The organism is Nocardia amamiensis, from assembly GCF_015477605.1.
Classification (GTDB): Bacteria; Actinomycetota; Actinomycetes; order Mycobacteriales; family Mycobacteriaceae; genus Nocardia; species Nocardia amamiensis_A.
Genome location: NZ_JADLQX010000029.1, coordinates 9,557 through 34,279, shown reverse-complemented (window position 1 = coordinate 34,279; position 24,723 = coordinate 9,557). Strand labels below are relative to the sequence as shown.

Annotated in this window: 9 protein-coding genes; 6 read left to right on the top strand and 3 right to left on the bottom strand. The window is 67.6% G+C overall.

The annotated features are described in order from the left end of the window. Positions 1 to 438 precede the first annotated feature (438 nt). The 6 genes from IU459_RS29170 to IU459_RS29145 are packed head-to-tail and all read left to right on the top strand — an operon-like array spanning position 439 to position 18,068. Positions 439 to 4,515 (top strand): protein kinase domain-containing protein, encoded by a 4,077-nt coding sequence (locus tag IU459_RS29170; protein ID WP_324199073.1) that lies wholly within the window; start codon positions 439 to 441, stop codon positions 4,513 to 4,515. Further along, complete coding sequence (gene pglX, locus IU459_RS29165; protein WP_195132799.1) at positions 4,515 to 8,099, top strand: BREX-2 system adenine-specific DNA-methyltransferase PglX; 3,585 nt, start codon at positions 4,515 to 4,517, stop codon at positions 8,097 to 8,099. The genes IU459_RS29170 and pglX overlap by 1 nt, the downstream gene beginning before the upstream one ends. Continuing rightward, entirely contained in the window at positions 8,099 to 11,869 is a 3,771-nt protein-coding gene (locus IU459_RS29160) for a DUF6079 family protein (protein WP_195132798.1), read from the top strand. Before pglX ends, IU459_RS29160 begins: the two co-directional genes overlap by 1 nt. After that, the gene (gene pglZ / locus IU459_RS29155; protein WP_195132797.1) at positions 11,866 to 14,661 is read left to right on the top strand and encodes a BREX-2 system phosphatase PglZ; all 2,796 of its coding nucleotides are present in this window, start codon (positions 11,866 to 11,868) and stop codon (positions 14,659 to 14,661) included. The genes IU459_RS29160 and pglZ overlap by 4 nt, the downstream gene beginning before the upstream one ends. Continuing rightward, complete coding sequence (gene brxD, locus IU459_RS29150) at positions 14,658 to 15,953, top strand: BREX system ATP-binding protein BrxD (protein WP_195132796.1); 1,296 nt, start codon at positions 14,658 to 14,660, stop codon at positions 15,951 to 15,953. Before pglZ ends, brxD begins: the two co-directional genes overlap by 4 nt. Further along, positions 15,954 to 18,068 (top strand): DEAD/DEAH box helicase, encoded by a 2,115-nt coding sequence (locus tag IU459_RS29145; RefSeq protein WP_195132795.1) that lies wholly within the window; start codon positions 15,954 to 15,956, stop codon positions 18,066 to 18,068. An 87-nt stretch (positions 18,069 to 18,155) separates the two neighbouring features. Here IU459_RS29145 and IU459_RS29140 read toward each other — a convergent pair whose 3' ends face one another. From IU459_RS29140 to IU459_RS29130, 3 genes are read right to left on the bottom strand one after another with little or no spacing between them, the layout of a single operon-like run. Continuing rightward, positions 18,156 to 19,385, bottom strand: a complete 1,230-nt coding sequence (locus IU459_RS29140) for a TIGR02679 domain-containing protein (RefSeq protein WP_195132794.1) — start codon at positions 19,383 to 19,385, stop codon at positions 18,156 to 18,158. After that, positions 19,382 to 23,527 carry a TIGR02680 family protein gene (locus IU459_RS29135; protein WP_195132793.1) on the bottom strand — a complete coding sequence of 1,382 codons (4,146 nt, stop codon included), beginning with the start codon at positions 23,525 to 23,527 and terminating at the stop codon, positions 19,382 to 19,384. Before IU459_RS29135 ends, IU459_RS29140 begins: the two co-directional genes overlap by 4 nt. Beyond that, entirely contained in the window at positions 23,524 to 24,723 is a 1,200-nt protein-coding gene (locus IU459_RS29130; RefSeq protein ID WP_195132792.1) for a TIGR02678 family protein, read from the bottom strand. Before IU459_RS29130 ends, IU459_RS29135 begins: the two co-directional genes overlap by 4 nt.

Below are 24,723 nucleotides of genomic sequence, written 5' to 3'. Positions count from 1 at the left end.
CGGAGCGGATGTCGAGAACTCGCCGCGCTATTCGAACGTACTTCCGGCTCGGGAATGGCGACCCGGCTGCCGGACGTGCATCACGCACTGAGTTCGCGCCGCACACAATGGAACCGCGGCGTGGCACCACGGGATCGGTAAACGATGCCGTCTCGACGCACCTTTGACGGGGCTTGCGAGGTGTCGAAGCCGTAATTCGAGCTGGCCTGCCACCGGACGCATGTGAAATCCGGGTCGTTCACGATGTGGTCGGAACCTTGTCGACGCGTGCTCGGGGTAGGTCTGATTGTGGCGAATCCCGCAAGTCGCCCAGCCGCACGCCGAGCGACCCACCGGATAGTCGGACCGCTGCTCGGAGTCCTGCGGTGATTGGTAACCTCGACCTCCGAAAGCACGCGACCCGCCCCGGCCGCGGGGGGCCGAGCGGTAGGTGGTGACGTGGCAGGTATCGACGACCGGTGGACCGAGGTATCCACATCGGCGTTTCCGCATGAAGCGGACGGTTTGGCGATGCTCAGGCAGATCGTTCCCAATGCGCCGCCCTACCGCGCGTGGACGAACTTCGAGTTCATGGACAACCACGGCCAGTGGCATGAGATCGATGCCCTGGTGCTGGGACGCCGCCGACTGCATCTGCTCGAGCTCAAGCATTACACCGGCGTGCTGCGGGGCAGCGAAACGAGCTGGGTGCGCACCACCCTCGGCGGCAAGACACGCACTCAGCGCTCTCCGCTGCTGATCACGCGCCGCAAGGCGCAGCGGCTGGCGACCCGCATCGCAGAAGAGGCGCGCAAGGTCGCGCTGGACATCGGACTGGATGTGCAGAAGGTGCACCGGGCGCTGCCGTTCGTGCAGGAAGCGGTGTTCCTGCACGGCTCGCCGTTCCAGGTGGAGATGTCGGATCTGGCGAAGTCGAGCCTGTTCGGCCTGGAAGGCGCGGAAGGCACAACGGGTCTGCCCGCGCTTTCCACGCGCCTGCTCGAGCCGCCCACCGACACGCGGCGGATCGACGAGGACCTGTCGATGATCATCGCGCTCGCGCTGCGGAACCTGGGGATCGCCCGCCGCACCGAGCGCGACGCGGGGTCGTGGACCATCACCGGCGACCCGCTGGCCAGCGGCGACGACTGGCAGGAGTGGGTGGCCACCCACAAGGGTAGCGATGCCAGGGCGCGGGCCCGCGTCGTCTCACTGCACCGCGGCACTCCGCTGCAGGCGCGGGCGGCCGCGCATCGCCGGATGCAGCGGGAGTTCTCGCTGCTGTCGTCGCTGCGCCACGAATCGATCCTCGCCCCCCTCGACCTGGTGCAGGACGACGACGGCAACACCGTCATCGTCTACCCGGACACTCCCGGCTACGAGCCGCTGGACCTGGCGCTGGCCACGCGCGAGCTGACCGCCGAACAGCAGTTGCAGATCCTCACCCAAGTCGCCGAGGCCGTCACCTACGCCCACCGCAACCATGTGGCGCACCGAGGCCTCGGGCCGAGCACCGTGCTGGTCCACACCGACGCGCTCGACGGCGGTGAGGTGCGCGTCCGCCTGGCCGACTGGTCATGGGCCGGACGCGTGCACAGCGCCGACACCCGTTCGGCCACGTCCGTCGGCACACCGGCCGGTCCCGGTATGGCGCCTGCCGACGAGGCTTATCAGGCGCCGGAGGATCGGTGGGCGCCGGACGCCGACCGGCTCGCGCTCGACGTGTTCTCGCTCGGCGCCCTCGCCTGCTACTTGCTCTCCGGCGGCCAGGCGCCCGCCAGGGATCGCGCCGCGCTACTCGAGCGGCTACGGCTCGAGCACGGTCTCGACCTGGCCGCGTCGAGCTCCGGATTCGTCGACGAGACGCTGCGCGCGTTGGTGTTGCAAGCGACCGCACCGTCGGTGTCGCAGCGGATGCGGATCGACCGCAGGACGGGACGTCCGCAGTTCGGCGCACAGCAGTTCGCCGCGGCGCTGATGGATTATCGGCACGATCGGCTGGCGGCGCTGGAGGCCGACCCGCTCAATCCCGCGCCGGGATCGCTGCTCGGCGGCCGCTTCGAGGTGGTGCGGGTGCTGGGCGCGGGCTCGACCGCGCGCGGTGTGCTGGTCACCGATCGCGAGCACGACGATCGCCTGCGCGTGCTCAAAGTCGGGTTGGACGATTCGGCCGTGACCCGCTTGCACGACGAGGCGCAGGTGCTCGCCGAACTCGCCCGGCAGTCGCCGCCGGTGCCTGGTGTGGTCGAGTTGATCGAAGGCCCGCTCGACCTGGGGAAACGCACCGCGCTGCTGCTGAGCAACTGCGGTGAGCAGACGCTCGCGGACGTGGTGCGTTACACCCCGCTCGGTGAGACGCAGCTGCGCACCTGGGGCAAGGAACTGCTGGATGTGGTGGTCGCGCTGGACGCGGCGGGCATCACCCATCGCGACCTCAAGCCGTCCAACCTCGGCCTGGCCAAGCCGGAGGGGAAGGCCAAAGCGAAGGCGCGGCTGGCGCTGTTCGACTTCTCGCTCTCGCGCGCACCGGTCGAGCAGATCGAGGCGGGCACGCCGCCATATCGCGATCCGTTCCTCGGCACCGGGACGCGCACCTCCTATGACTCGGCGGCGGAACGGTATTCGGCCGCGGTGGTGCTGTACGAGATGGCGACCGCGGGCACCCCCGTCTACGGCGACGGATTGAGCGATCCGCGGGTTCTCGATGACGACGTCGCCGTCACCGCCGAAGACTTCACGGTGGCGGGCATGGGGTCCGCGCGCGCCGAAGTGCTGGCCGAGTTCTTCCGGAAAGCGTTGGCGCGCAACATCAAACATCGCTTCGACACCGCCGCCGCGATGCGGGACGCGTGGATCGCCGCGTTCACCGCGAAACCGGCGGAACCGGCGCCGCCGGTGAAGAAGCCCGCGCCGGTTCCGGCGGCCGGTACCGAGCCGTCCGCCACCCGCACGTCGCTGAAGGCGCTCGCCGACATGTTCGTGGATGCCGCGGCCACCAAGCCGTCGGCGATGCGCCGCCAGATCGTCGAACTGGTCCTCGGATCGCATGCCGACAGCCCCGGCGATCCGTTCGTCACCTATCAGACGCTGGCGGAGCGGGCCGGGGTCACCTCGGGCCGCATCGCGCAGGTCTTCGGCGAATTCCCCGCGCTGTGGACGAAGAACCCGCAGCTCGAGGCCATCGTCACCGATCTGTACGGGCGGATGCTCGACCTGCTCGAATCCGGCGCTTCGACTCCGGAACTACTGGCCGGTGAACTCGTCTCCGCGCTGCCCAGCGACGGCGTCGACAATCCGCAGCGTGTCGCTCTGGGCGTGCTGCGCCTGCTGCTCGCCTCGCCCCCAGACACCGACGAGACGGATGCGACCCAACCCGCGGTGCATCTGGTGCGCAGGCACGGGGCCGGGACCGTAGCGATGGTCTCGACGCCTTCGGTTCCGCCCAAACTGCCCGCCCAGCTCGCCATCCGCGCCGAAGGTCTCGTAGCGAGCGCTCAAGCGCAAGGCGCGCAACTGGTTTCGCCCGTCGACGCCGAACCGGCGTTGCGGGTGGTCGCGGCGGGCCTGCTGGGTGTCGCCGCCGACGACGTGGAGATTCCAGGGCACGCCCTGCTGCGTATCGCGGCGGCGGCGTCGACGCAGGTCGCGTTGACCTCTCGCGACGAACTGCACGCCCGGTCGATGCCGATCGCGGACGCGTTGCGGACGGTATTGCGTGGTCTCTCGTCCGCCGACGTATTCGGGCGGCCCGAGCTGGAATCGCGGCTGGCTGCGCGCTTTCCGGCGCTGGCGCAAACGCTGCCGAGGCGACCGGAGCTCGACGCGGTGGTGCAGGCGGTGGTGCCGGACATGCACTGGAACACCGAGCTCGCCAGGTACGAATTCACGGGGGAGCACTCCGCCGCCTCGTATGTGCCGACCCGGCACACCAGCGCGGCCGCTCCGGTGCGCCGCGAGCACGGGCTCTCGGATGTGGAGTACCTGCTCCGGTCGAGTCGGCAGGAACGCACGTTCCGGGCACTCGGGATTCCGCTCGGCAGGTCGGACGAGGTCGCTCGCGCGCTGGCCGAGAAGTTCGACGCCACCCGCATCGACGTGACCGAGCTGCTGTTGACGAAGCTGCGGGCGAGCGCCGACGCGGCCGGCATCGACTGGACCATGATCCTCGCCGCCGACGCGGGCGCGGCCGCCGACCGCGAAGGTCTGAAACGATTTGTGGCCCAAGCGATCCCGGACCTAGTCGACGCCGTCACCACAGGTCCCGGCCCGGTCGTGCTCACCGACTTGTCGACACTGGCCGCCTACGGCCAGCTCGACGTGCTCGGCCGCTGGACCGACCTGACCACACCCCCGCCGCACGCGGTGTGGGCGCTGGTGCCGCAACGCGAGGAGGCGGGCGGGCGTCCCGGTTCGAAAGTGGACGGCACCCGGTTGCCGATCAACAGCCCGGAACAGTTCGCGCAGATCGACGATACAGAGGTGACGGCGCTGCTGGGCGCCATCGCTGATGATCCGACAACGAAGGAGCATGCCTGATGGCATCGGCGACGCTCACGGGAGCCCGGTTGACGGCTGCCCTGAAGCCGCAATTGACCCTGCTGGTCGATGACATGCGCGAGCGCCTACACGCCGACGCCCACGAACTAGAGAACTGGCGCAAGACGCACCGGGAAGCGGTACGCGAAAAGCGCACCGCCACTTCGTGGACCGACTGGTCGGAGGATCAACTCACCCAGGCCGCGGTCGGCTGGCTGCTCACCTCGGTGTTCGTCCGATTCTGCGAAGACAACCTGCTGCTCGGCGACACCGCCGTCTGGATCGGCGGACCCACCCCGCTGCTGCGGCAGCGCGCCGTCGACGCGGAGAACGCCTTCTACCGCGAACACCAGGACTGCTCCTACCGCGAATGGCTTGAGCAGTCCTTCGACGCCCTGCGCCGCAACCCGGCGACGCAGGCGCTAGTGGACGAGCACGCAGCATTGAACATCATCGCGCCGTCCTCGGATGCGGTGCAGAAGCTGCTCGGATTCTGGCGGCAGACCGACGACGCAGGCGAATTGGTGTGGTCGTTCCGCGACGAATCGCTGTCCACCCGCTTCCTCGGCGACCTCTATCAGGACCTGTCGGACTTCGCGAAGAAGAAGTACGCGCTGCTGCAAACACCGGAGTTCGTGGAGGAGTTCATCCTCGACCAGACCCTCGAACCGGCGTTGAAGGATCGGCCGCTCGAAGGGTTCAAGCTCATCGACCCCACCTGCGGGTCGGGACACTTCCTGCTTGGTGCGTTCGCGCGGCTGATGGAACGGTGGCATCGGCATGCGCCGGGGGTCGAACTGCGCGCCCGCGTCGACAACGCGCTGTCATCGATTTACGGCGTGGATTTGAACCCGTTCGCGGTGGCGATCGCCAAGTTCCGCCTCATCGTCGCGGCCATGAAGGCGTGTGAGGAGACGTCTCTAGTCCACGCTCCGAAGTTCACCCTCAATCTCGTCGCCGGGGATTCGCTACTGCACGGGCCGGAGCAGGACGGCAAGGAAGCATTTGATTATGGAAACGCAGCCTTCGACAAGGATGCTGTCGTGTCGGGCTTCACCTACAGCACCGAAGACGCGCGCGTCCTGCGGCGCTTCCTCGCGCCCGGGCAATACGACGCGGTGGTGGGTAATCCGCCGTACGTCACCGTCAACGACAAGGCGCTCAACGCGCGTTATCGGGAGAACTTTCACTACTGTAAGGGCACGTACGCTCTCACAGTTCCTTTTATGGAGAAGTTCTTTGACCTCGCCAAACCTGGCGACCGGGCAGGGTGGGTCGGGCAGATCACCTCAAACTCGTTCATGAAGCGCGAGTTCGGTGTGCCGTTGATCGAAGATTTCCTCGCACGGAAGGACCTGCGCCTGGTCGTCGACACATCCGGCGCGTATATTCCTGGACACGGCACTCCAACAGTCATTTTGGTCGGTCGAAATCATGCGCGAGTCATTGACACAGTCCGGGCCGTGCTCGGCATTCAGGGTGAGCCGGGAGCTCCGGAGAACCCGTCCAAGGGGATGGTTTGGACCTCGATTACTCAGTATCTGAGTCGTGTCGACCACCAAGACCAGTGGATCTCAGTCACCGACCTTCCCAGGCATAACCTGAGCAAACACCCCTGGAGTCTGAGTGGCGGCGGAGCCAGCTCACTTCTTGGCGAAATATCCGCAGCAAGCGCTTACTCGCTTTCGAGCGCAATCGAATCACCCGTGGGGCGTTCGATACGTGCTGGCGCAGACGAAGGTTTCATGCGTCCGATCAATCTTCCGCGCTATAGAAGCGATGCGATTTTCCGCCCGCTTGTGCTAGGCGAACAAATACGTGACTGGAATAGCAAGCAAAACAACGGGATCTACTACCCCTACCTTTACGGGACGTCGACGCTGGCGGTGACTGATCCGCCGCGCGAGCTGTGGTCCCTTCGTCGTCTTCTCCAGGAGCGCCGCACTTTTCAAGGCAACATGGCAGATGCCGGCCTGAGCTGGTGGAGCTACATGCAGCATACGGCCAGCGCCTACTGGACTCCGCTTTCCATCACCTTCGCTTTCGTCGCGACCCACAATCACTTCGTGCTCGACCGCGGCGGCAAGGTGTTCAAGCAGTCCGCGCCGGTGATCAAGTTGCCGAAGGGCGCAAGTGAGGACGATCACCTGCGGCTGCTGGGAACACTCAACAGCTCAACCGCATGCTTCTGGCTCAAGCAGAACAGTCATGACAAGGGAAACGGCGGAATCGGTGGGGGAATCGGAGATGAAAAGTGGGAGCCTCGTTACGAATTTACCGGGACCACGCTTCAGGACTTCCCCTTGTCAAAGGAAGCTCCGCTGGAGCGCAGCCGTCGTTTAGACCTGCTGGCGCAGCGACTTACTGACCAGGAGCCAACGGCCGCGATTCAATCCGACGGCGCTACTGCGCGCGCACTCCACGCCGCGCGCATGGAGTACTCCAGTATTCGGGCTCAGATGATCGCCGAGCAGGATGAACTCGACTGGGAGGTTTACCGTCACTACGGCCTGATCGACGGGGATCTCACTCTGCCCGTCGGCCGAGCACCTGGCATCGCTCTCGGCGAGCGCGCATTCGAGCTTGCCCTTGCCCGAAAGATAGCCGCAGGTGAAGTCGAAACCGAATGGTTCACCCGCCACGGCTCCACACCGATCACCGAGATCCCCGCGCACTGGCCTGTCGAATACCGCGATTTGGTCGAAAAGCGTTTGGCCGCTATCGAATCGAATCCGTTTATCCGCCTGCTCGAACGCCCCGAGTACAAGCGACGCTGGGCGGGCGACTCCTGGGACGCCAAACTGCAACGCGCCCTGAAGGATTGGTTGCTCGACAAGCTCGAGGACCCGAGCTTGTGGTTCACCCCCCAGGGCACACCCCTGCCCCGCTCCGTCGGCGAACTCGCCGGGCACGTCGAGAAGAACCCCGAGTTCATCGAAGCCCTCGATTTGTGGGCAGGCCAGAAGGACGCCCCGGTCACCGCCACGCTGGTGAAGCTGCTGACCGACGAGGCCGTGCCGTATCTCGCCGCGCTCCGCTACAAGGATTCCGGCCTGCGCAAGCGCGCCGAGTGGGAGCGGGTGTGGGACATGCAACGCGACGAGGACGCCGGTCTCATCAAGGCGACCGATATTCCGGTGCCGCCGAAGTACACCAGCGCCGATTTCCTGAAGACCTCGTACTGGTCGCATCGCGGCAAGCTCGATGTGCCAAAGGAGCGTTTCATCGCCTACCCGGATGCGGGCCGCGACACAGACCCGACGCCGCTGCTCGGCTGGGCGGGCTGGAACCACGCACAGCAAGGTTTGGCCCTGGCCACCATTTACGCCTGGCGGGAATCCGAGGGCAGGCCGCTCGCGTCACTGGTGCCGGTGGTCGCGGGTATCGCCGAGGTGCTGCCGTGGGTGAAGCAGTGGCATTCCGGCGTGGACCCGAATCTCGGCGTCGATCTGGCCGAGTATCTGAGCAACCAATTGGCCGAGAAGGCCACGGCTGTCGGTGTGCCGGTGCAGGATCTCGCGCAGTGGCGGCCCGAGAAGAAGACACGTGCTCGTAAGGCAGCAACCCGAAAGGCAGGCCAATAGTGTTCCCCGGCGCCTCCGGCTCCGCGCGCACGCTGCGGCAGACGTTCGACATTCCCGAATCACACGGCACCAACGACTATGTGCTGCGGCTGTCTGATTCGGTCGGCGAAGAGCACCTGGCCGCGACCGTCGACTCCTACGTCGTCACGCCTGCCCTGGCCGAAGCTTTCAACTTGGCGCTGGCGGTAGTGGAGGAAGCGCTACGGACCGGCGAGAACAAAGCCGCGTTCCTGCACGGCTCGTTCGGTTCCGGTAAGTCGCACTTCATGGCCATGCTGCACGGCATCCTCGGGCACTCCCCGAAAGCGCTGTCGGTGCCGGAACTGCAGCCGATCGTCGCCGAGCACCCGGTGGTGAACAAGGCGAAGCTGCTGCGCCTGACCTTCCACTTCCTCGACGCCACCACCCTCGAGTCGGCGCTGTTCGACCAGTACCTGCGCCAAATCACCACCCTGCACCCCGGCACGCTGCCGCCCGTACTGCATTCCGCGGGTGGATTGTTCGACGATGCCGACAACCGGCGGCGCGAGGTGGGCGACGAGAAGTTCTTCGCCGCGCTCAACGCCTCGGGAACCCCGCGGGCGAGCACCACCGTCGACTGGTCCGCGCTCGGCCAGGCCGCCGCCGCGTGGACACCCGGCACCTATGCCGCCGCGAGCGCGCCGGACGCCGACCCCGCCGAACGCGCCCGCCTGCAACAGGCGCTGGTGTCCACCTACTTCACCAGCTACTCGCGCAACACCGACTGGCTCTCGCTCGAGGACGGGCTGGCGGTCATCGCCGATCACGCCGCATCGCTCGGCTACGACGGCGTGGTGCTCATGCTCGACGAGCTGGTGCTGTGGTTGACGTTCCTCATCACCGAACGGGAACGGTTCAACGCCGAGGTCCAGAAGATCACCAAACTGGTCGAGACCAGCCGCGGTCGCCTCGCGGTGCCGGTCGTCTCGTTCGTGGCGCGCCAGCACAACCTCGCCCAATGGGTCGCGAGCGGCCCGGACGCCGGCGCCATCCAGCAGGCCGTCGAACGCGCCTTCGCCCACCAGGAAGGCCGTTTCGGGCTGGTCACCCTCGGCGACGAGAACCTGCCCTACATCGCCCACAAACGACTGCTGCGGGCCCGCGACGCCGACGCACAGGCCGCCCTCGACGCCGCCTTCGACCGCCTGGACCGCACCCCGCAGGTGTGGGACGTGCTGCTCGACGGCATCAACACCGATGACCGGCACCGGGGCTCCGACGCCGACGCGTTCAAACTCACCTATCCGTTCTCCCCGGCGCTCATCGCGACCCTGCGCGAGCTGGCCGGGCAGATGCAGCGCGAACGCACCGCGCTCAAGGTGATGCAGCAGATGCTCGAGGACAACGCCGACCGCCTCACCATCGACAACGTGATCCCCGTCGGCGAGGCGTTCGATTACATCATCGACAGCGCCAACGCCACCCCCATCAACGACGCCGCCGTGCACACCTTCAAGACGGCGCGTTCGCTGTGGACGGACAAACTGCGACCGCTGCTGTTCCGCAACGCCAATGTGCCCGAGTCCACCCTCGACAAGGACGTGCCGCCGGGGCTGCGCGCCGACATCCGCATCGCCAAGACGCTGCTGATGTCCGCGGTCGCGCCGAATGTGCCCGCGCTCAAGCAGATCGACGCCGCCCGGCTGGCCTCGCTCAACCACGGCAGCGTCATCAGCCTCGTGCCGAACGACCAGATCGGTCAGATTACCGGCAAGGTCAAGCAGTGGGCGGCCGAGATCCCGGAACTGGCCGTCACCGCCGACGCCAACCCGATCATCTCGGTGACGCTGGAATCGGTGGACTACGAGCGGATCGTCCGCCGCGCCCAGGCCGAGGACACCGACGGACGCCGTCGCGAACTCATCCGCGAACTGCTGTCCGAACAGCTCGGCGTGATCGGGGCCGAGCACACCGTCGACAACGCCTTACTGCGGCAGCGCATCTGGCGCGGTACCCAGCGGCAGGTGGAAGTGGTGTTCGGCAACGTCCGCGACCACGGCTATCTGCCCGACGAGGCGTTCCGGCCCTCGGCGGACGGCGCACTGCGGCTGGTCGTCGACCTGCCGTTCGACGACTCCGGCCACACCACCGGCGAAGACCACGACCGCGTCGACGAACTGCTGCGCACCGGCCACAACCGGTTCACCGTCGTCTGGCTGCCCGCCTTCTTCAACGAGAAGATGAACCGGCAGCTCGGGCGACTGGTCATCCTCAACTATGTGCTCGCCGGTGATCGGTGGGCCTCGTATGCGAACGAGCTGTCCGACGCCGACCGCGCTGCCGCCCGCTCGATTCTGCAACAGCAGCAGACGCAGGTGCGCAGCCAGCTCGGAAACGCCATCCAGGTCGTCTACGGGGTCGCCACCGGAGTGAAGTTTCCCGACGATCAGCCACCGCTGCGTTCGCTGCACGCCGGGTTCGCCGTGCAGCCGCCCATCGGCCACAACCTCGGCGAAGCCGCAAACCGGTTGATCGACGACGCCTTCGCGGCGCTGTATCCCGACCATCCGGAATTCACCCCGGCCGACCAGCTCATCATGCGCCGCCAGCTCAACACCGCGCTCGCCCGGCTGCGGGAGGCGCAGGCGGTGGCCGACGGGCGCATTCCGCTGGAGCGCGGCGAACGCGAGATCGTGCGGCGGATCGTCGAATCGCTCGGCATCGCGCGCACCAACGACACGCACCTGCTGGCCGGGCCGGAGCACTTCGCGACCTGGCGCAACCGCATCACCCAAGAACTGTCCCGCGCAGGGTTGGACGAGGCCGGAGAAGTCCCTCTGGAGGAACTGCGCAGCGCGATCGTCGCCAGCGGACCCAAGCGCGGGTTGACCGACGACATGGTCGACCTCGTCGCGGGCGCGTGGGCAGCACAAGGCAAACGGTCCTGGTTCCTGTACTCCTCGCCCATCGACGAACCCGCTATCGGCGAATTCCGGCGCGGTACCGCTCTGCGGCTCGAACCGCTTCCCGACCGGCAGGTGTGGACGCAGGCGTGCACGCGGTGGAAGACGCTCACCGGCAACGTCATCAACGACTACCTCACCGCCACCAACGTCGCGGCTTTCGTAGAGCACGTGCGCGAGCACGCGGCCACGGGCAGAGCCGATCGGTCGCGGCTCCTCGATACGCTCACCCGCGCCTACCAGTACTTCGGGCTCGCATCGGGGGAGCGGCTAACCCTCGCCCGCGATCTGAACGACATGCTCGACGCCCGCCTGAACCATCTCGACAACCTCGCCGTCGTGGACGCGATCGCCACGACCGCACTCGGCGGCAGCGACCACGAGGCGGGCAAATGCCTGACCAGCGCGGGCGCGGTCGCCGACGCCGTGAGTCGATACAACCTGCCGCGCTTCGACCTGTTGCGCAACGCCGCCGAGGCCGACGACGACCGGGGACGGCAGGCGGCAGCGATCGTCGCTGGCCTTGCGAAGGCGTTCACCGAGCACGAACTCGCGCGTCCGCTCGGGGAGGCGCTGCGCGTCGCCGACCAAGCGCGGGACGCGTGGCTCGAGGCAGGCGTCGCCGTACGGGTACACCCAACCCAGCCGAATCCAATGCCGGAACCCATGCCCCTTCCCGCCGCCCGGCCTGGGCAGTTGCCCACGGGATCGCCGGAGCGTCTCAGCCTCACTCTCACTCTCAAAGGAAGAGAAGGGCTTTCCGCCGTCGAAGCTCAGCTGCTCGAGCTGCTCCTGGCGCACCCGGATGCGACCTTCACCGTCACCATCGACAAGGTCGAGCCGTGACCACGGCGTCCACGCTGCCCGAAGCGGATCTCGCCGCGATCCGAAGCCAAGTCGTGGGGCTGCGGAGCAAGAACTACCGGCGCGGTGTGCTGGCGATCGCGGCCGCCCCGGTGTGGTCGGGGCCGGAGACCTTCGAACTGGACGGTCAGACGGTGCGGGTGCGTGTCGCGCCCAGCGTGCTCGCGATCCGCGACGCGCTCACCGAGCGGCACGCCAACGACTGGGTCGTGATCCTCACCGACCGCGAATCCGCGGAGTTGCCCGCCGGAATCCTGGAACACCTCACCGCCGGGCGATTGTCGAACCTCGACCCGTGGCCGGCGCTGCGCGAACTGTTCCGGGCCGCTCGACAGGAGTTCCACCTCCTGTCGCTGAGCAACGACGCGGCACGGGCGGCACTGCGCGACCTGGGCGGGGCGCCCTCACCCGCACCCCGCGGGGTGCTCACCAACGATCACCTCTTCGCGACACTGGCGGAGCAGAAATTCGCGCTCAACAGCGCGGAATACACGCCGCACCACATCGCCCTGTGGTCGATGGGCGCCGCGGCCACCACGCGGTTCGACGTGTGGGCACAGAGCACCGATCCCGCGTTGCTCGAACAGTTCTACACCTGGATCGGCAACCGGCTCGGCGCCCTCGGGCCCGCGTTCGTCGCCGTGTGGCGCACGCGCGGCCCCGCCGAACTGGTGCCGCTGGGATTGGTCGCGGCACTGCTGGGGGACAGCAGCACCTCCTTCTCCGCCCCGCGAGACATCACCGTCAAAGTCCGCACCCTCCTCGAGGTCGAGCTACGCGGGCATCCGGTCACCGAACAGCAGCTCACCGCGTGGGGCAACGCTGCCACGCTCGCGTTGTCCGGCACGGATGCGACCGACGACGTACTACGGCGAGCCGAAGACGCCGTGCGCCGGTTGCACGCGGAGCCGCTGGTGGCGCGTTCGGATGTGCTGCCCATGGCGTTGGCGCCGCGCATCGCTCACTTCGCGGCCGCGCTGCGAGCCGCCGCCGGCTCCGGGAATCTCGCCGACGCCGAGAACGCATGGGCCGACGTGGTCGTCCATCGCGCCGCGCACGCAGGCACCACGGATGCACCGCGCAATGTGCGGGTCGCCGCGGCCGCGCTCCGGCTGCTGCGCCGTCGTGGCGTGGATTGGCCGACCCCAGGCGGACTCGCCGACTGGCTGACCTACTACCGGCAGGACCTGTCCTGGGTGGACGAAGCGGTCAACGATGCCTTCGTGGGCGCCGACAACCGCGACCTCGCCGAGGTCGCCGATCGGATCGTCACCGCGGTTCGCGAGCGGCGCGCGCACGCGGACCGCGCATTCGCGCGGCAACTGCGTGCCGAAGGTGGCCACCGTTCGGCGCCGAGCGAACTGCTCTATGTCGAGGACATTCTCGACCGCGTCGTCAAACCTCTCACGGCCCCCGCTTTCGGTGCGACAGGCGGGCTCGGTGGCGGTGTGGCCTCCGGAGGTCCGAAACGATCACCGGTGCTGCTCGTGATCGCCGACGGGATGAGCGCGGCGGTGTCCAACGAAGTGGTCGCCGACGCGTTGCGCCGGCACCGGCCGCAGTGGCAGGAATGCCGCTTCGCAGGCGCCGAAGGCCCCCATGCCGCGCTGGCCGTGTTGCCGACCCTCACCCGGTTCTCGCGATGCTCGCTGCTGACCGGCGCTCTTGCCGAGGGCGGCCAGGACAAGGAACAGTCGGGTTTCGCGGACTGGCTGCGGCGCAACGGCCTGGGGCGCGAGACCGGACCGGTGCTGTTCCACAAAGGCGCGTTGGACCTCGTCTCCCGCAACCACGCCCTCGCCGAAGACGTGCGCGACGCGGTCGACGACACGTTGCGCCGCCCGGTCGTCGCCTGCGTGCTCAACGACATCGATGACGCGCTCGACCGCTCCGATCCGATCGGAACAAGCTGGGGCACAGCGAGTTTCAAGCATCTCGACCCGCTGCTCACGGCGGCGGCCGCCGTCGGACGGACCGTCGTCCTGGTCAGCGACCACGGACACGTGGTCGAACGGCGAGAACAACCCAGCGTGCAGCGAGGCCAGCAGATCTCGGCTCGCTACCGATCCGCCTCGGAGGCCGACGCCGACGTACGGGACGACGAGGTGCTGGTCACCGGTGACCGGGTGCTCTCCGGGCAGCAGCGCGCGATCCTCGCCGTGGACGAGCAACTGCGCTACACCGGCCTCAAAGCGGGCTACCACGGCGGCGGATCACTTGCCGAGGTGGTGATTCCGGTGACGATCCTCGTCAACGGCGCTGTGCCGCAGCATCTCGGGCTCGAAGTCGTGCCGCCTCCGCAACCCTCATGGTGGACTACCGCGCGCGAAATCATCGAGCCCGTCTCCGCGCCGACCACCAGCACACACGTGAAACGACCGAAGCCGACCACCGCGCCGAAGCCCGCCGCGCACGTCGACGCCTTGTTCGAGGTCGGCACGGCCCCAGCCGCGAAACCCGTAGCCCGGGAAAGGGACCGGGTCGCGGAGCTGCTGAACAGCGAGCTGTTCAAGCAGCAGTACGGGCTGTTCCGGCCGAAGTTCGGCAAGACGGTGATCGGACGCCTGCTACAGGAGCTGATCGACAGCAACGGCAGGTTGCCGTCGAGCCGCGCCGCCGAGATCCTCGAGGTCAAGCCCGCCCGCGCCCGCGCCGCGATCGCGGTGCTGGCCCAAGTGCTCAACACCGACGGGGTCGTGGTCCTGTCCGACAACGGCGTCGAAGTCGAGCTCGAGACCACATTGATGTTCGAGCAGTACGGCGTGGCGCCGTGACGGCGCTCTCGCCGGTGCGGCGGCGTGAGATCCTGCAGGCGCTCCGACAGGGCACCGTTCCGGCCGGCAGTCTCGACGTGCTCGCGGTTGGTATCGACAGATTCGCGCCCACCGTGGACGAAGACCTCGAGGCCGTAGCGGCCGGCGGCTCCCTGTTCAAAGCGGTGCGCGGCGAATACGGCTCCGGCAAGACCTTCTTCGCCCGCTGGATGCAGCAACGGGCGATGCGTCGCGGACTGGCCGTCGCCGAGGTGCAGATCAGTGAGCTCGAGACTCCGTTGCACAAACTCGAGACCGTCTATCGCCGCACGACCGAATCCCTGCGCACCGCTGCGTTTTCGCCCTCGGCGTTCCGTAATGTGCTGGACGCGTGGCTTTTCGGAGTGGAGGAGGACGCCGCGGCCGCCGCCGGTGTGGACGAGGCCACCACCGAGCAGGTCGATGCCTTGCTCGAGCAACGCCTGGCCACCGTCGCCTCGGCGACACCGGTGTATCCGATGGTGCTGCGCGCCTACCGCGCCGCCCTCGCCGACGGCGACCCGGCCACCGCGGACGCGCTGGTGGCCTGGCTCGGCGGGCAACCACACGTGGGCGCAGCCGCCAAACGCGCGGCCGGGGTGCGCCAGGATGTCGATCACTTCCTGGCGATGGGATTCCTGCAGGGTCTGCTCGCGGTGTTGCGCGGTGCGCGCCATCCCGGACTGCTGCTGGTGATCGACGAGGTCGAGACACTGCAGCGGATGCGTTCGGATAGCCGAGCCAAAGCCCTCAATGCCCTGCGGCAGTGGATCGACGAACTCGACTCGGGCCGCTATCCAGGGCTGTATCTGCTCATCACCGGCACCCCGGCATTCTTCGACGGCCGGCTCGGCGTCCAGTCGCTTCCGCCGCTCGCACAGCGTCTGCACACCGATTTCACCACCGACGCCCGGTTCGACAATCCGCGTGCGCCGCAGATACGGCTCGCTGGGTTCGACCTCGACCGGCTGGTCGAAGTGGGAATGCGCGTCCGCGGAGTCTATGCCGAGGGTGCGGCTGCCCCGGAGCGGATACGAGCGCTCGTGGACGACGCGTACCTGCGCGACCTCGCCTCGGCCGTGGCAGGCAAGCTCGGCGGGCAGGTGGGAATCTCGCCGCGACTGTTCTTGAAGAAGCTGGTTCTCGATGTTCTCGACCGGGTGGACCAGTTCCCCGATTTCGATCCGCGCCAGCACTACGCGCTCACCGTCACCGCGACCGAACTCACCGACACCGAGCGCGCCGCGGTCAGCGCCGACGATGTGGAGCTGTAGATGACGGGATTCGACCGGCTCGATCCCGCGCTGCAACACCACATCGTCAACACGCTCGGGTGGCCCGGCCTGCGGCCGCTCCAGGACGAAGCTGTAGCGACCATCACCGAGGGAGCCGACGCGATCCTGCTCGCCCCCACCGCCGGCGGGAAGACCGAAGCGGCGACGTTCCCGCTGCTGACGCGCATGCAGGCCGAGCGCTGGACCGGGATCTCGGTGCTCTACATCTGCCCGCTCAAGGCACTGCTCAACAATCTGCAGCCGCGGCTGGCCGAATACGCCGAATGGCTCGGTCGCACCGCCATGACCTGGCATGGCGATGTGGGCGCATCGGTGCGCGGCCGAATCAAACGCGACCGGCCCGATATCTTGCTCACCACTCCCGAGTCGCTGGAGTCGATGCTGGTGTCGGAGAGTGTCGACGCCGGTGAGCTGCTCGGCGAGGTTCGTGCCGTCGTGGTCGACGAGGTGCACGCCTTCGCCGGCGACGACCGTGGCTGGCATCTGCTCGCAGTCCTCGCGCGGCTGGAAACGCTTCTCGGACGCCGGCTGCAGCGGGTCGGCATGTCCGCCACCGTCGGCAACCCGGACGAACTGCTCGGCTGGCTGCAGGGCGGCTCCGCCGGGCCCGGTCGAGTCCTCGCCCCGGTGGTCTCCGGTAACGCCGTCGTGCCGGAGATCACCGTCGATTCCGTCGGCAGCGTCGAGAACGCCGCCAAGGTAATCTCCGCCCTCCACTTGGGCGAAAAGCGCTTGGTGTTCGTAGATTCGCGACGGGTGGCCGAAGAACTCGGCACCGAACTGCGCAGACGCTCGGTCACCACCTTCCTCTCGCACTCCTCGCTTTCCGCTGCCGAGCGCCGCGAATCGGAACAGGCGTTCGCCGAGGCCCGTGACTGCGTAATCGTCGCCACCTCCACCCTCGAACTGGGCATCGACGTCGGCGACCTGGACCGGGTGATCCAGATCAACGCCCCCAGAACCGTCTCGTCGTTCCTGCAGCGGCTCGGCCGCACCGGCCGTCGCCCCGGCACCACCCGCAACTGCCTGTTCCTCGGTATCACGGACCAAGCTGTCCTGGACACGCTGGGGATGCTGCGGTGCTGGTCCTCGGGGTGGGTCGAACCGGTCGTCGCGCCCCCGCAACCGCGACACATCGCCGCCCAGCAACTGCTGGCCGCGGCGCTGCAGACGCGACGGGTGCCATTGAGCGGTTGGCGAAGAGCATGGGGTGCGCTGCCGTTGTTCGACGCCGACGGACAGGAGATCTTCGAGCACCTGCTCGCCGAAGGGTTCCTCGAACACGACGCCGGCAGCGCCTTCATCGGCCCCGAAGCCGAAAAGCATTTCGGCCGAAGACATTTCATGGATCTGCTCGCCGTGTTCACCGCCGCGCCCGAATTCCTGGTGCTCGCGGGACGGCAGGAGATCGGCTCCGTGGAATCGAGCGTCCTCACCGACCCCGTCGAAGGGGCAAGAATCCTGCTGCTGGGCGGTCGATCGTGGAAGGTCACCCACATCGATTGGAAGCGGCGGCAGGTCTACGTCGAAAGCACCGATATCCCCGGTCGAGCCAAGTGGCGTTCGGTGCCCGACGGTGCTTCCTTCGCCATCACCCGCGCGATCCGGGAGGTGCTGCTCGGCGCCCACCCTTCGGGGGTGGCTCTCACGAAGCGTGCCGCGGCGACCCTCGAGGATCTGCGTGTGGTGCGCGCCGACCAAGTCACCGACGGTGCGTTCGTCATCGCTCGCGACGACCGGAACGAGTGGCGTTGGTGGACCTGGGCGGGAAGTAGAGCCAATCGAACCCTCGCTGCCTGGGCACCCGACCTGGTGCCGGCGCGTCAGCGAATCGGCGCGGAAGCACTACGCCTGCACTCCGATCTGAGCGTCGCCGACATCCGTTCCGGATTGACACAGCTTCGCACCGCTCGGAACAGGCCGTTGCCCGAGATCGACACGAATGCGCTGCAGGGTTTGAAGTTCACCGCGGCGCTTCCTCCGCATCTCGCGCGCGCCACCCTCGCCGCGCGCATTACCGATCCCGCGACGGCGCTGGCCGTCTTGGGTGAGAGAACGCGAATCAGTGGGACAGCACACCAGATGAACGGATAGCGCCACCTACGGACCTTCTCGTGCCGGTGCAGGCGTGTCCGCTGCTCTTCCCACCGCCCGAGACAGCCCGTTATCGACTGATCGGCTTCACAGCAGGTCGGCGAGGAGGTCGTCCAGGACGGCCTCCTCATGGACGACCATCCCGACACGGGTCATGGTGGGGGAGAGCTCGGGCTCCCACGGGGTCGGTATCGGGGCACCGGTGAGTGGAAGCCGAGTGGCGTCCGAGGTGGTGGCGCGCAGGTAGTCCTGGGTCGTCATGCGCCAGAGGTCCGCGCCGCCCGCATGCAAGCGGGCGGCGATGGCGATTCCCGGCCAGTCGAAATCCCCGTGGTAGCGGATACGGACTCGTTCGGCGACGGCCAGGCCGGCCGAGGACGGATTGCCGCTGAAACAGAGCAAGGGATGCTGGACTCCGGCTTCGGCGGCGCGCTGCAAGACCTGCGGATTCTCGCAGGCGGCGATCGTCGCGCCGGGGTCGGTCAAAGGTGCTGTGAAGCTATTCAATTCGGCGAGACTCAGGTGGGTGACCAGGCCGAGATCCGCGCGCATTCGCATCATTTCCGACCAGCGGTCTACACCCGGAGGTCGCAGCCCCCAGGTGAGGACGGTGCCGGACACCATGTCGACGGTGATCCCCGCCGACTGCCACAAGGCGATCCGGTCCCGTGGACTGCTCGGCTCCGGTCGGTCCAGAGCGAAAGCCAGTGCCCGAATGGCCAAGCGACCGGCGAGGCGGTCGTTGTCGAGGGCATGGGAGTCGCCTGCGACCGTCGTGGCGAGCTGGCCGAGCATGCGGGGTGCTTCCGATGGGCGACCGAGGGCGACGGCCACGGCGTGCGCGGCGGTGTCGAATTCGGCTCGAGCGGTATCGGCCGAGCGCACCAGCAGCCCGGTGTCGTGCAGCCACTGCGTCCAGCCGCGAATCCACGGCGCCGTCGACAGGCCCCGGTCGTGCAAGACCTTCTCGACATCGCTCCAAAGCGCGCTCACCGCCTCGCGCCGCGCCAGTCGCTCGGACGGCCGATCACGCAACGGACCGCCGGTGAGCTCGGCGATCACGGGAACAAGTCCCTGCCCGGCCGCGCTGCGCAGGAGTGCCGCGTCCAGCTCGCCCAGCGACAGTGTGCGCCGCCCGGCGGAAAGATGACGGCCGAGTAGACCGGACATGCGTTCCGCAGCATCGGTATCCAGGTCGGCACTGATCGAGCCGCGGATCGCGTGTCCCGAGCGCTCGAGCCGGTCGCGGAGTTTCGACCACAGTTCGCGCAGGCCCGGCACATCGAGGTACGCCTGGAATCTCGGGGGAAGGTTCACGTCCCTCCTACCGAGGCCAGGTAGGTGCGCTTGCGTCCATCCCAATGGATGCGGGTGGGCACCACGGAGCTGTCGCCGATCCGTCGGATCTCGTAGATATCCAGCGCGGGAACTTCTGAAACGGTGCCCCACAGCGCGTGCCCCGTCATGACGAAGTCGATGTCCAACCGCACCAGCAGGCCCATCAGTTCGCCGATGGCGCGCTCGTCGACCTTGGCGAACGCGTCGTCGAGCAGTACCAGCCGCAATGCGCCCTCCGCGTCGGGCAGACCGGACAGATAGCTGTCGGCCGCCGCGAACAGCGTCACGTAGGAGACGAATCGTGTCTCGCCCTGAGAGATCTTCGCACGCCGTGAAATTCGTCTGGTCTGGTTCGGCTCCGGCCCGAGGATGGTGACCTCGACGGTGTGCCACGCGCGATAGTCCAGGGCCTCGCGCAGATGGGCGGTGTAGCCGGCCGCGTTGTCGGAGCTGTACAGGCGCTCCACCCGGGCGCGGACCAGCGCGACCAGTTCCTCGTTGTCCTGGTCGGAACGCACCTGATCGGCGATGCCGACGAGGTGCACCAGCCGACGCAGTTCAGGGTCGGAACCGTCCAGTTCCCAGCCGATCCGGACGCCGATGCCGTGACTGGTCGTGGTGTTCGCGAGACCGGCGTTCATCGCGCCGACGAGGTTCCGGGCTTGCTGCACGCGGCGGCGCAGTTCGTCGGTGACGCTGCCGAGGATGAACTCGGTGAAGACTTCGCGCTCCCGATCGGTCAGTGCCTGTCGGCCGTTCTCGACCTTTTCCTGCAGGTGCGCCAGGACCGACGGTAGATCGTGGTGGTGCTCGACGCCATCGATGTGGATGAGATGCGCACCGTGCTCGTAGCTCTGGGACACCTCGAGATAGCCGGAGGACTCCCCGCCGAATTTGGTGAGGGCGTTGAGCATCTTGCCGACATCGGCCGCTTTCCGGCCCCGCAGACCGGCCAGGACCGTCTCGGCGACGTGCGCGGACTCGAATCGGTCGGTCACGTCGCGGACCGCGGCGATCTCGTCCATACCGGCGGCGGCGCGCAGCCCGGGCAGGTGCAGTCTGGCGTTGAACAGCTCGGCGGCCAGACGCAACTCGTCGGCACGGTGGCGCATGGCGGCTTCGGCTGCCACCAGCGTGGTCTCGACGCCGACAGCGTCCAGCGCAGCCTGGCCGTGTTCTCGCTTGGCCGCGTCCAGCTTCGTTCTCGTGCGCTTCAGCTCGGCCGCACTCTTCTCGATCTCCCGCAACAGCTCTTTGATGGGCAGATCGAGCGCCTCACGCACCGCGTTCAAGCTGCTGGCCTCGCGGGCCCAGTCGCGTCGGCTGATTTCGGCCTGAGCTTCGTCCTCCTGCCGGCGGTTGCGGGCGTCGATGAACTCTTTCCGCGCACGGTCGGCGGCTAAGCGCGCGCCGATGAGTGCCCTGCAGGCGCTGTCGAGCGTCTTGCACGCATCGGCCGCGCTGTCGCAGGCTTTTCGCCTCCCGACCAAGTCGTCGTATCCGGACGGCAAGGCGAACTGGTCACAGATCGCGCGGTGCTCGCGGTCCTGTCTGCTCCACTCCGACCGTTCGTGAACGGCCTTCTCCCGCGCCTCACGAGCATGGTCGGCGGCTCTGACGGCCTGCTTCATGGCTCCGCGAGCGGCTTCCCTGGCCACCGCCAGAGGGCGGGATCTCGGTGCGGTGCGGATATGTGCCGCAAGTTGTCTACGATGCTCGTCCAGTCGTTCGCGGTGTGCCGACAGGTCCGTGACGGATGCCGAGAGCTTTTCGAGCTCCTGTCCGATCTCGGCGATTCGGGCCCTGCGCGTCGCGGCCCGTGTGGTCGCGCCGATATGGCGGGCCGTGGGCGGCTGATGGCGGCCGGTCAGCATGCCGGTGCGCCAACTGCCGTCCCCGGCGATCGAAATCGTCGCGTCGGGGTCGCGCCAACCGATGGCGGCGAGGACACCCGAGACCAGATCGGCGAGCAGGGGCATGGCGGGATCGGGGCGCAGCACCTGCGATAGCGGTGACGCCGGGCGTGTATTCCCCGGTCGGAGGTAGGTCTCGCCGTTCTCGGCGCGCAGCGCGCCGTCGCCGGTGAGGGTCGCGTTCAGGAGGCCGGCCGCCAGCAGCGCGCCTTCGATCCCGGCGCGATCGTCCGCGGTCACTTCGTCCTGGAATTCGATCGTCCGCCATAGCGGGGTGCCCTGTCCGGCGCGGTGCCACGGTGTGGTCGGAGGTTCGGGATCATGCTCCGCGTCGAGGCGGGCATTCTCCGCGTGCAGTTTCTCGGCGTCCTGTCGCAGCCGGAGGATGTCGTGGTCGATGTCGGCGATCCGGGCGGCCAGTCCGCCGTCGACGGGGCGGGCGAGTTCCGCTGCGAGCGTGTCGAGCTCGTCGAGCAGAGTGTCGTCGGCAGTGTCCCCGGCGAGCACCTCGGTGTCGGAGCGCAGGGCCTCGACCGGCGGGCAGGACCACTGTGCGTCGGGCATGAGTCGGATGGTGTCGGCAGACGAAATCCACCCGCGCCACGACTGATTCAGCGACACGGCCAGATCGTCACGCCGGTCGGCGGCATCACCGGCGGCGGCTTCATCGGCAGCTGCCCGGTGCTCAGCCTCAGCGGCGGCGTTCTCGAGCTGCGTCAGCTTCACGCGGTGGTCGGCAAGTCGGCGCGCTTCTTGTTCGCGCCGGGCGACCTTGCTCGCTGTGTCCGATGCTGCTCGCGCACAGTCCAGAGCGGCCGAACCGATTCCGGCGACATCGTCGGGCAGGATCTCGACCGTCACGAGGCGAGGACGCTGCACCTGGGTCGGAGCCTGATCGAGAGTGTCTCGGACCGAATCGGTCACCGGCGGCTCCTCGAGTTCACGCAGCGTGATCGACGCGGGCAGCGTGCCGTGCGGAATCCTGCTGTCGGCCAGCCGGGCGACCGCGCGGGTGAGCGTGGTCGCGGCGGCGTCGCTATCTGACCGGAGCTCGGTACGGTATTCGGCGAAACGCTCAGCCGCGTCGGCTTCGTCGGTGCGGGCGCGTCGGGCGATCTGCAACGCCTGTTCAGCAGTCTGCCTCAATGCTTCGAGTGCGTTCTCTCGCGGAACGAGATCGGCGCGCTCTTTGAACTGCGGTGCTTCGTGGAGAGATTCGATGGAGGTTTTGAGTTCGGTCTCTTCGTCGGTGAGTTCCACGATCGTGGCCTCGGCCGAGCTGAGCCGCGCTCGGAGCCGCTCACCCTGCTCGGTGAGGTCGTTGCGGGTGTCCTGTGCGGTACCCAGCTCCTTGGCGGCCTTGCGCAGGGCGGTGGCGCTCTCGGTCAGCACACCTGCGGCATACGAACCGTACACGGCGTGGAACCGTCGAACATGGTCGAGCGTTTCGACGAGTTGTTGCTGCGCCAGACGGGTTTCGGTCAGTCCGTCCAAGCGCTCACCCGCTGTCTGCAGGGTCTGCTCGCTCAACGGGGGCAGCGCGTCGGACAGGATTTGCGGCAGTTTGCCCTCATCGATGCGATTGCCCACATCGGGGGAGCGCAGGGTGTGCAGCAGCTGGATCAATCCGGTGAATCGGTCCCGATCGGCATCGCCACGCAGCCCGAACACCTTGCCGCGGACATTGTCTCGATGGCCTTCCGCGTCGGTGAGATTTTCGGTGCCGATCAAGGCGTGCAGCCGATCGCGTGAGAGCACTTCGCGGTCACCGCTCAGCAGCGGCAACTGCTCGCCGACCCGTTTGCTCGTCGTGAAGAACAGGACTTCGGATCGGTGCGCCGAGGCACTGTATTTGATGTGCGCACCCAGTGTGAGGAATTCGACCGTGTCCCGTGGCTCCGACGGGCGCTGCAGTTCCAGCCACAGGTATCCGACTCGGTTGGTCTGTCCTCGCGCCCCCGTTTTCATCAACTCATCGAGACTGACCTTCTGCGAACCTGTGGCGTCCATACGGCGGCGGTCGGCATCCAGCAGAAACGGAAGCAGCATCTCCAACGCCCTGGACTTGCCGGAGCCGTTGGCGCCGCGCAGGATCAGCCGGCCACCGGAGATGGTGAATTCGGTGTCCAGGTAATGCCACACGTTGACGACACCGGCGCGCGCCAAGCGCCAGCGGTTGGGGTGATACTTCACCGGGTCGGCGGTCATTGCGAATCCCCCTGTCCATCGACGAGAAAGCTGAGTTGGTCGGCGGGTCGTTCGGTTATCGTGATCCGCGGTCGATACCGGAACGCTGGGGCGAGCAGGCGCATGCCGGTCTCGCTGGGCTCGGCGAGGCGCAGCGAGGTCAGCAGTGCGACGACATCGCCCCGCAGGCGTTGCGGGGCTTCGGCGTATTCGGACTTCCATGCCCGTCGATGCCGGCTCAGCAGTTCGGCCAGCGTCGCATCGACCACGGGCCAGTCGAACTCGGTCATGTTACTGTCGTGTTCGGCGGCTCGCGCGCCCAGTTCTCCGATGAGAAGCAACGCGGCCTGTTTGACGGTGCCTGCGCCGGGGAAGTCGATGTCGCTGAGCGAGCCTGCCGGGTCGTAGGCGAGGGCGCCCTCGGCACGGACTTCCAGGGTCAGCCCGAAATTGTCGTTCAGCAATCGAGTGAGTTCGGAACGTTCCCTCGACAGCACGTCGAGTTCTTCGGCGCTGAGATCACCACGGAGCACCACGGGGTCTTCGGTGAGCCTGCGGCGTAGCCGTCGTCGCGGCGCCTCGGTATCCGGCGCCAATATGTCGGCGAGGGCGGTGGACGGGCCCATCGAGCGGACCAGCAAATGAGGCAGCAGGGGCCTGCACACGGTCAACAGTGCTTCGCCACCGACGGTTTCCCCCCCCTGGGCCACGGTCCCATCGGTTTCGGCGAGCACACCCCATCCGGTCAACACCGTCAGTGCCGCCACCAGCCTGCGGCGCTCGGCCAGGTCGTCGGACAAGGCGATGCCTTGCTCGGCCGCGTCGGAACGGATCTGGGCGACCAGCTGCGAGATGAGAATCTGCTCGCCGACGCCTGGTGCGAGCAACGCCGCGCAGGCGAGTGCCACGAGCGCGCAGGTCTGCGCGTCCAGCGCAGCACCACTGCGCCGAAAGGTGCGGCGTAGCGGCGCGGTTGCTTCGGGAGGCGACTTGACCAACCGGGCGAAGCTCGACTCGACGATCAGGTGGTAACCGAGCTGAGTGCTGAACATCGTGCGCAGTGCGGTGGCATGTCTGCGGATCAGCGTGAGAGTTTCCGGTGATCGGGTCGCAGTCACGATCGGCGTCGCGAGCAACTCCCTCGCTGCCTCGAGTACGCCGGCGGCGTCCTGGGATCGGGTGCCCAGTGACCGGGCCCGACGGGAATCGGTACTCAT

What these genes read in the sequence shown, in the direction of transcription:
- IU459_RS29135 (WP_195132793.1), bottom strand. Translation starts at nt 23,527, where the DNA reads ATGACCGCCGACCCGGTGAAGTATCACCCCAACCGCTGGCGCTTGGCG.
- IU459_RS29145 (WP_195132795.1), top strand. Translation starts at nt 15,954, where the DNA reads ATGACGGGATTCGACCGGCTCGATCCCGCGCTGCAACACCACATCGTC.
- IU459_RS29130 (WP_195132792.1), bottom strand. Translation starts at nt 24,723, where the DNA reads ATGAGTACCGATTCCCGTCGGGCCCGGTCACTGGGCACCCGATCCCAG.
- pglX (WP_195132799.1), top strand. Translation starts at nt 4,515, where the DNA reads ATGGCATCGGCGACGCTCACGGGAGCCCGGTTGACGGCTGCCCTGAAG.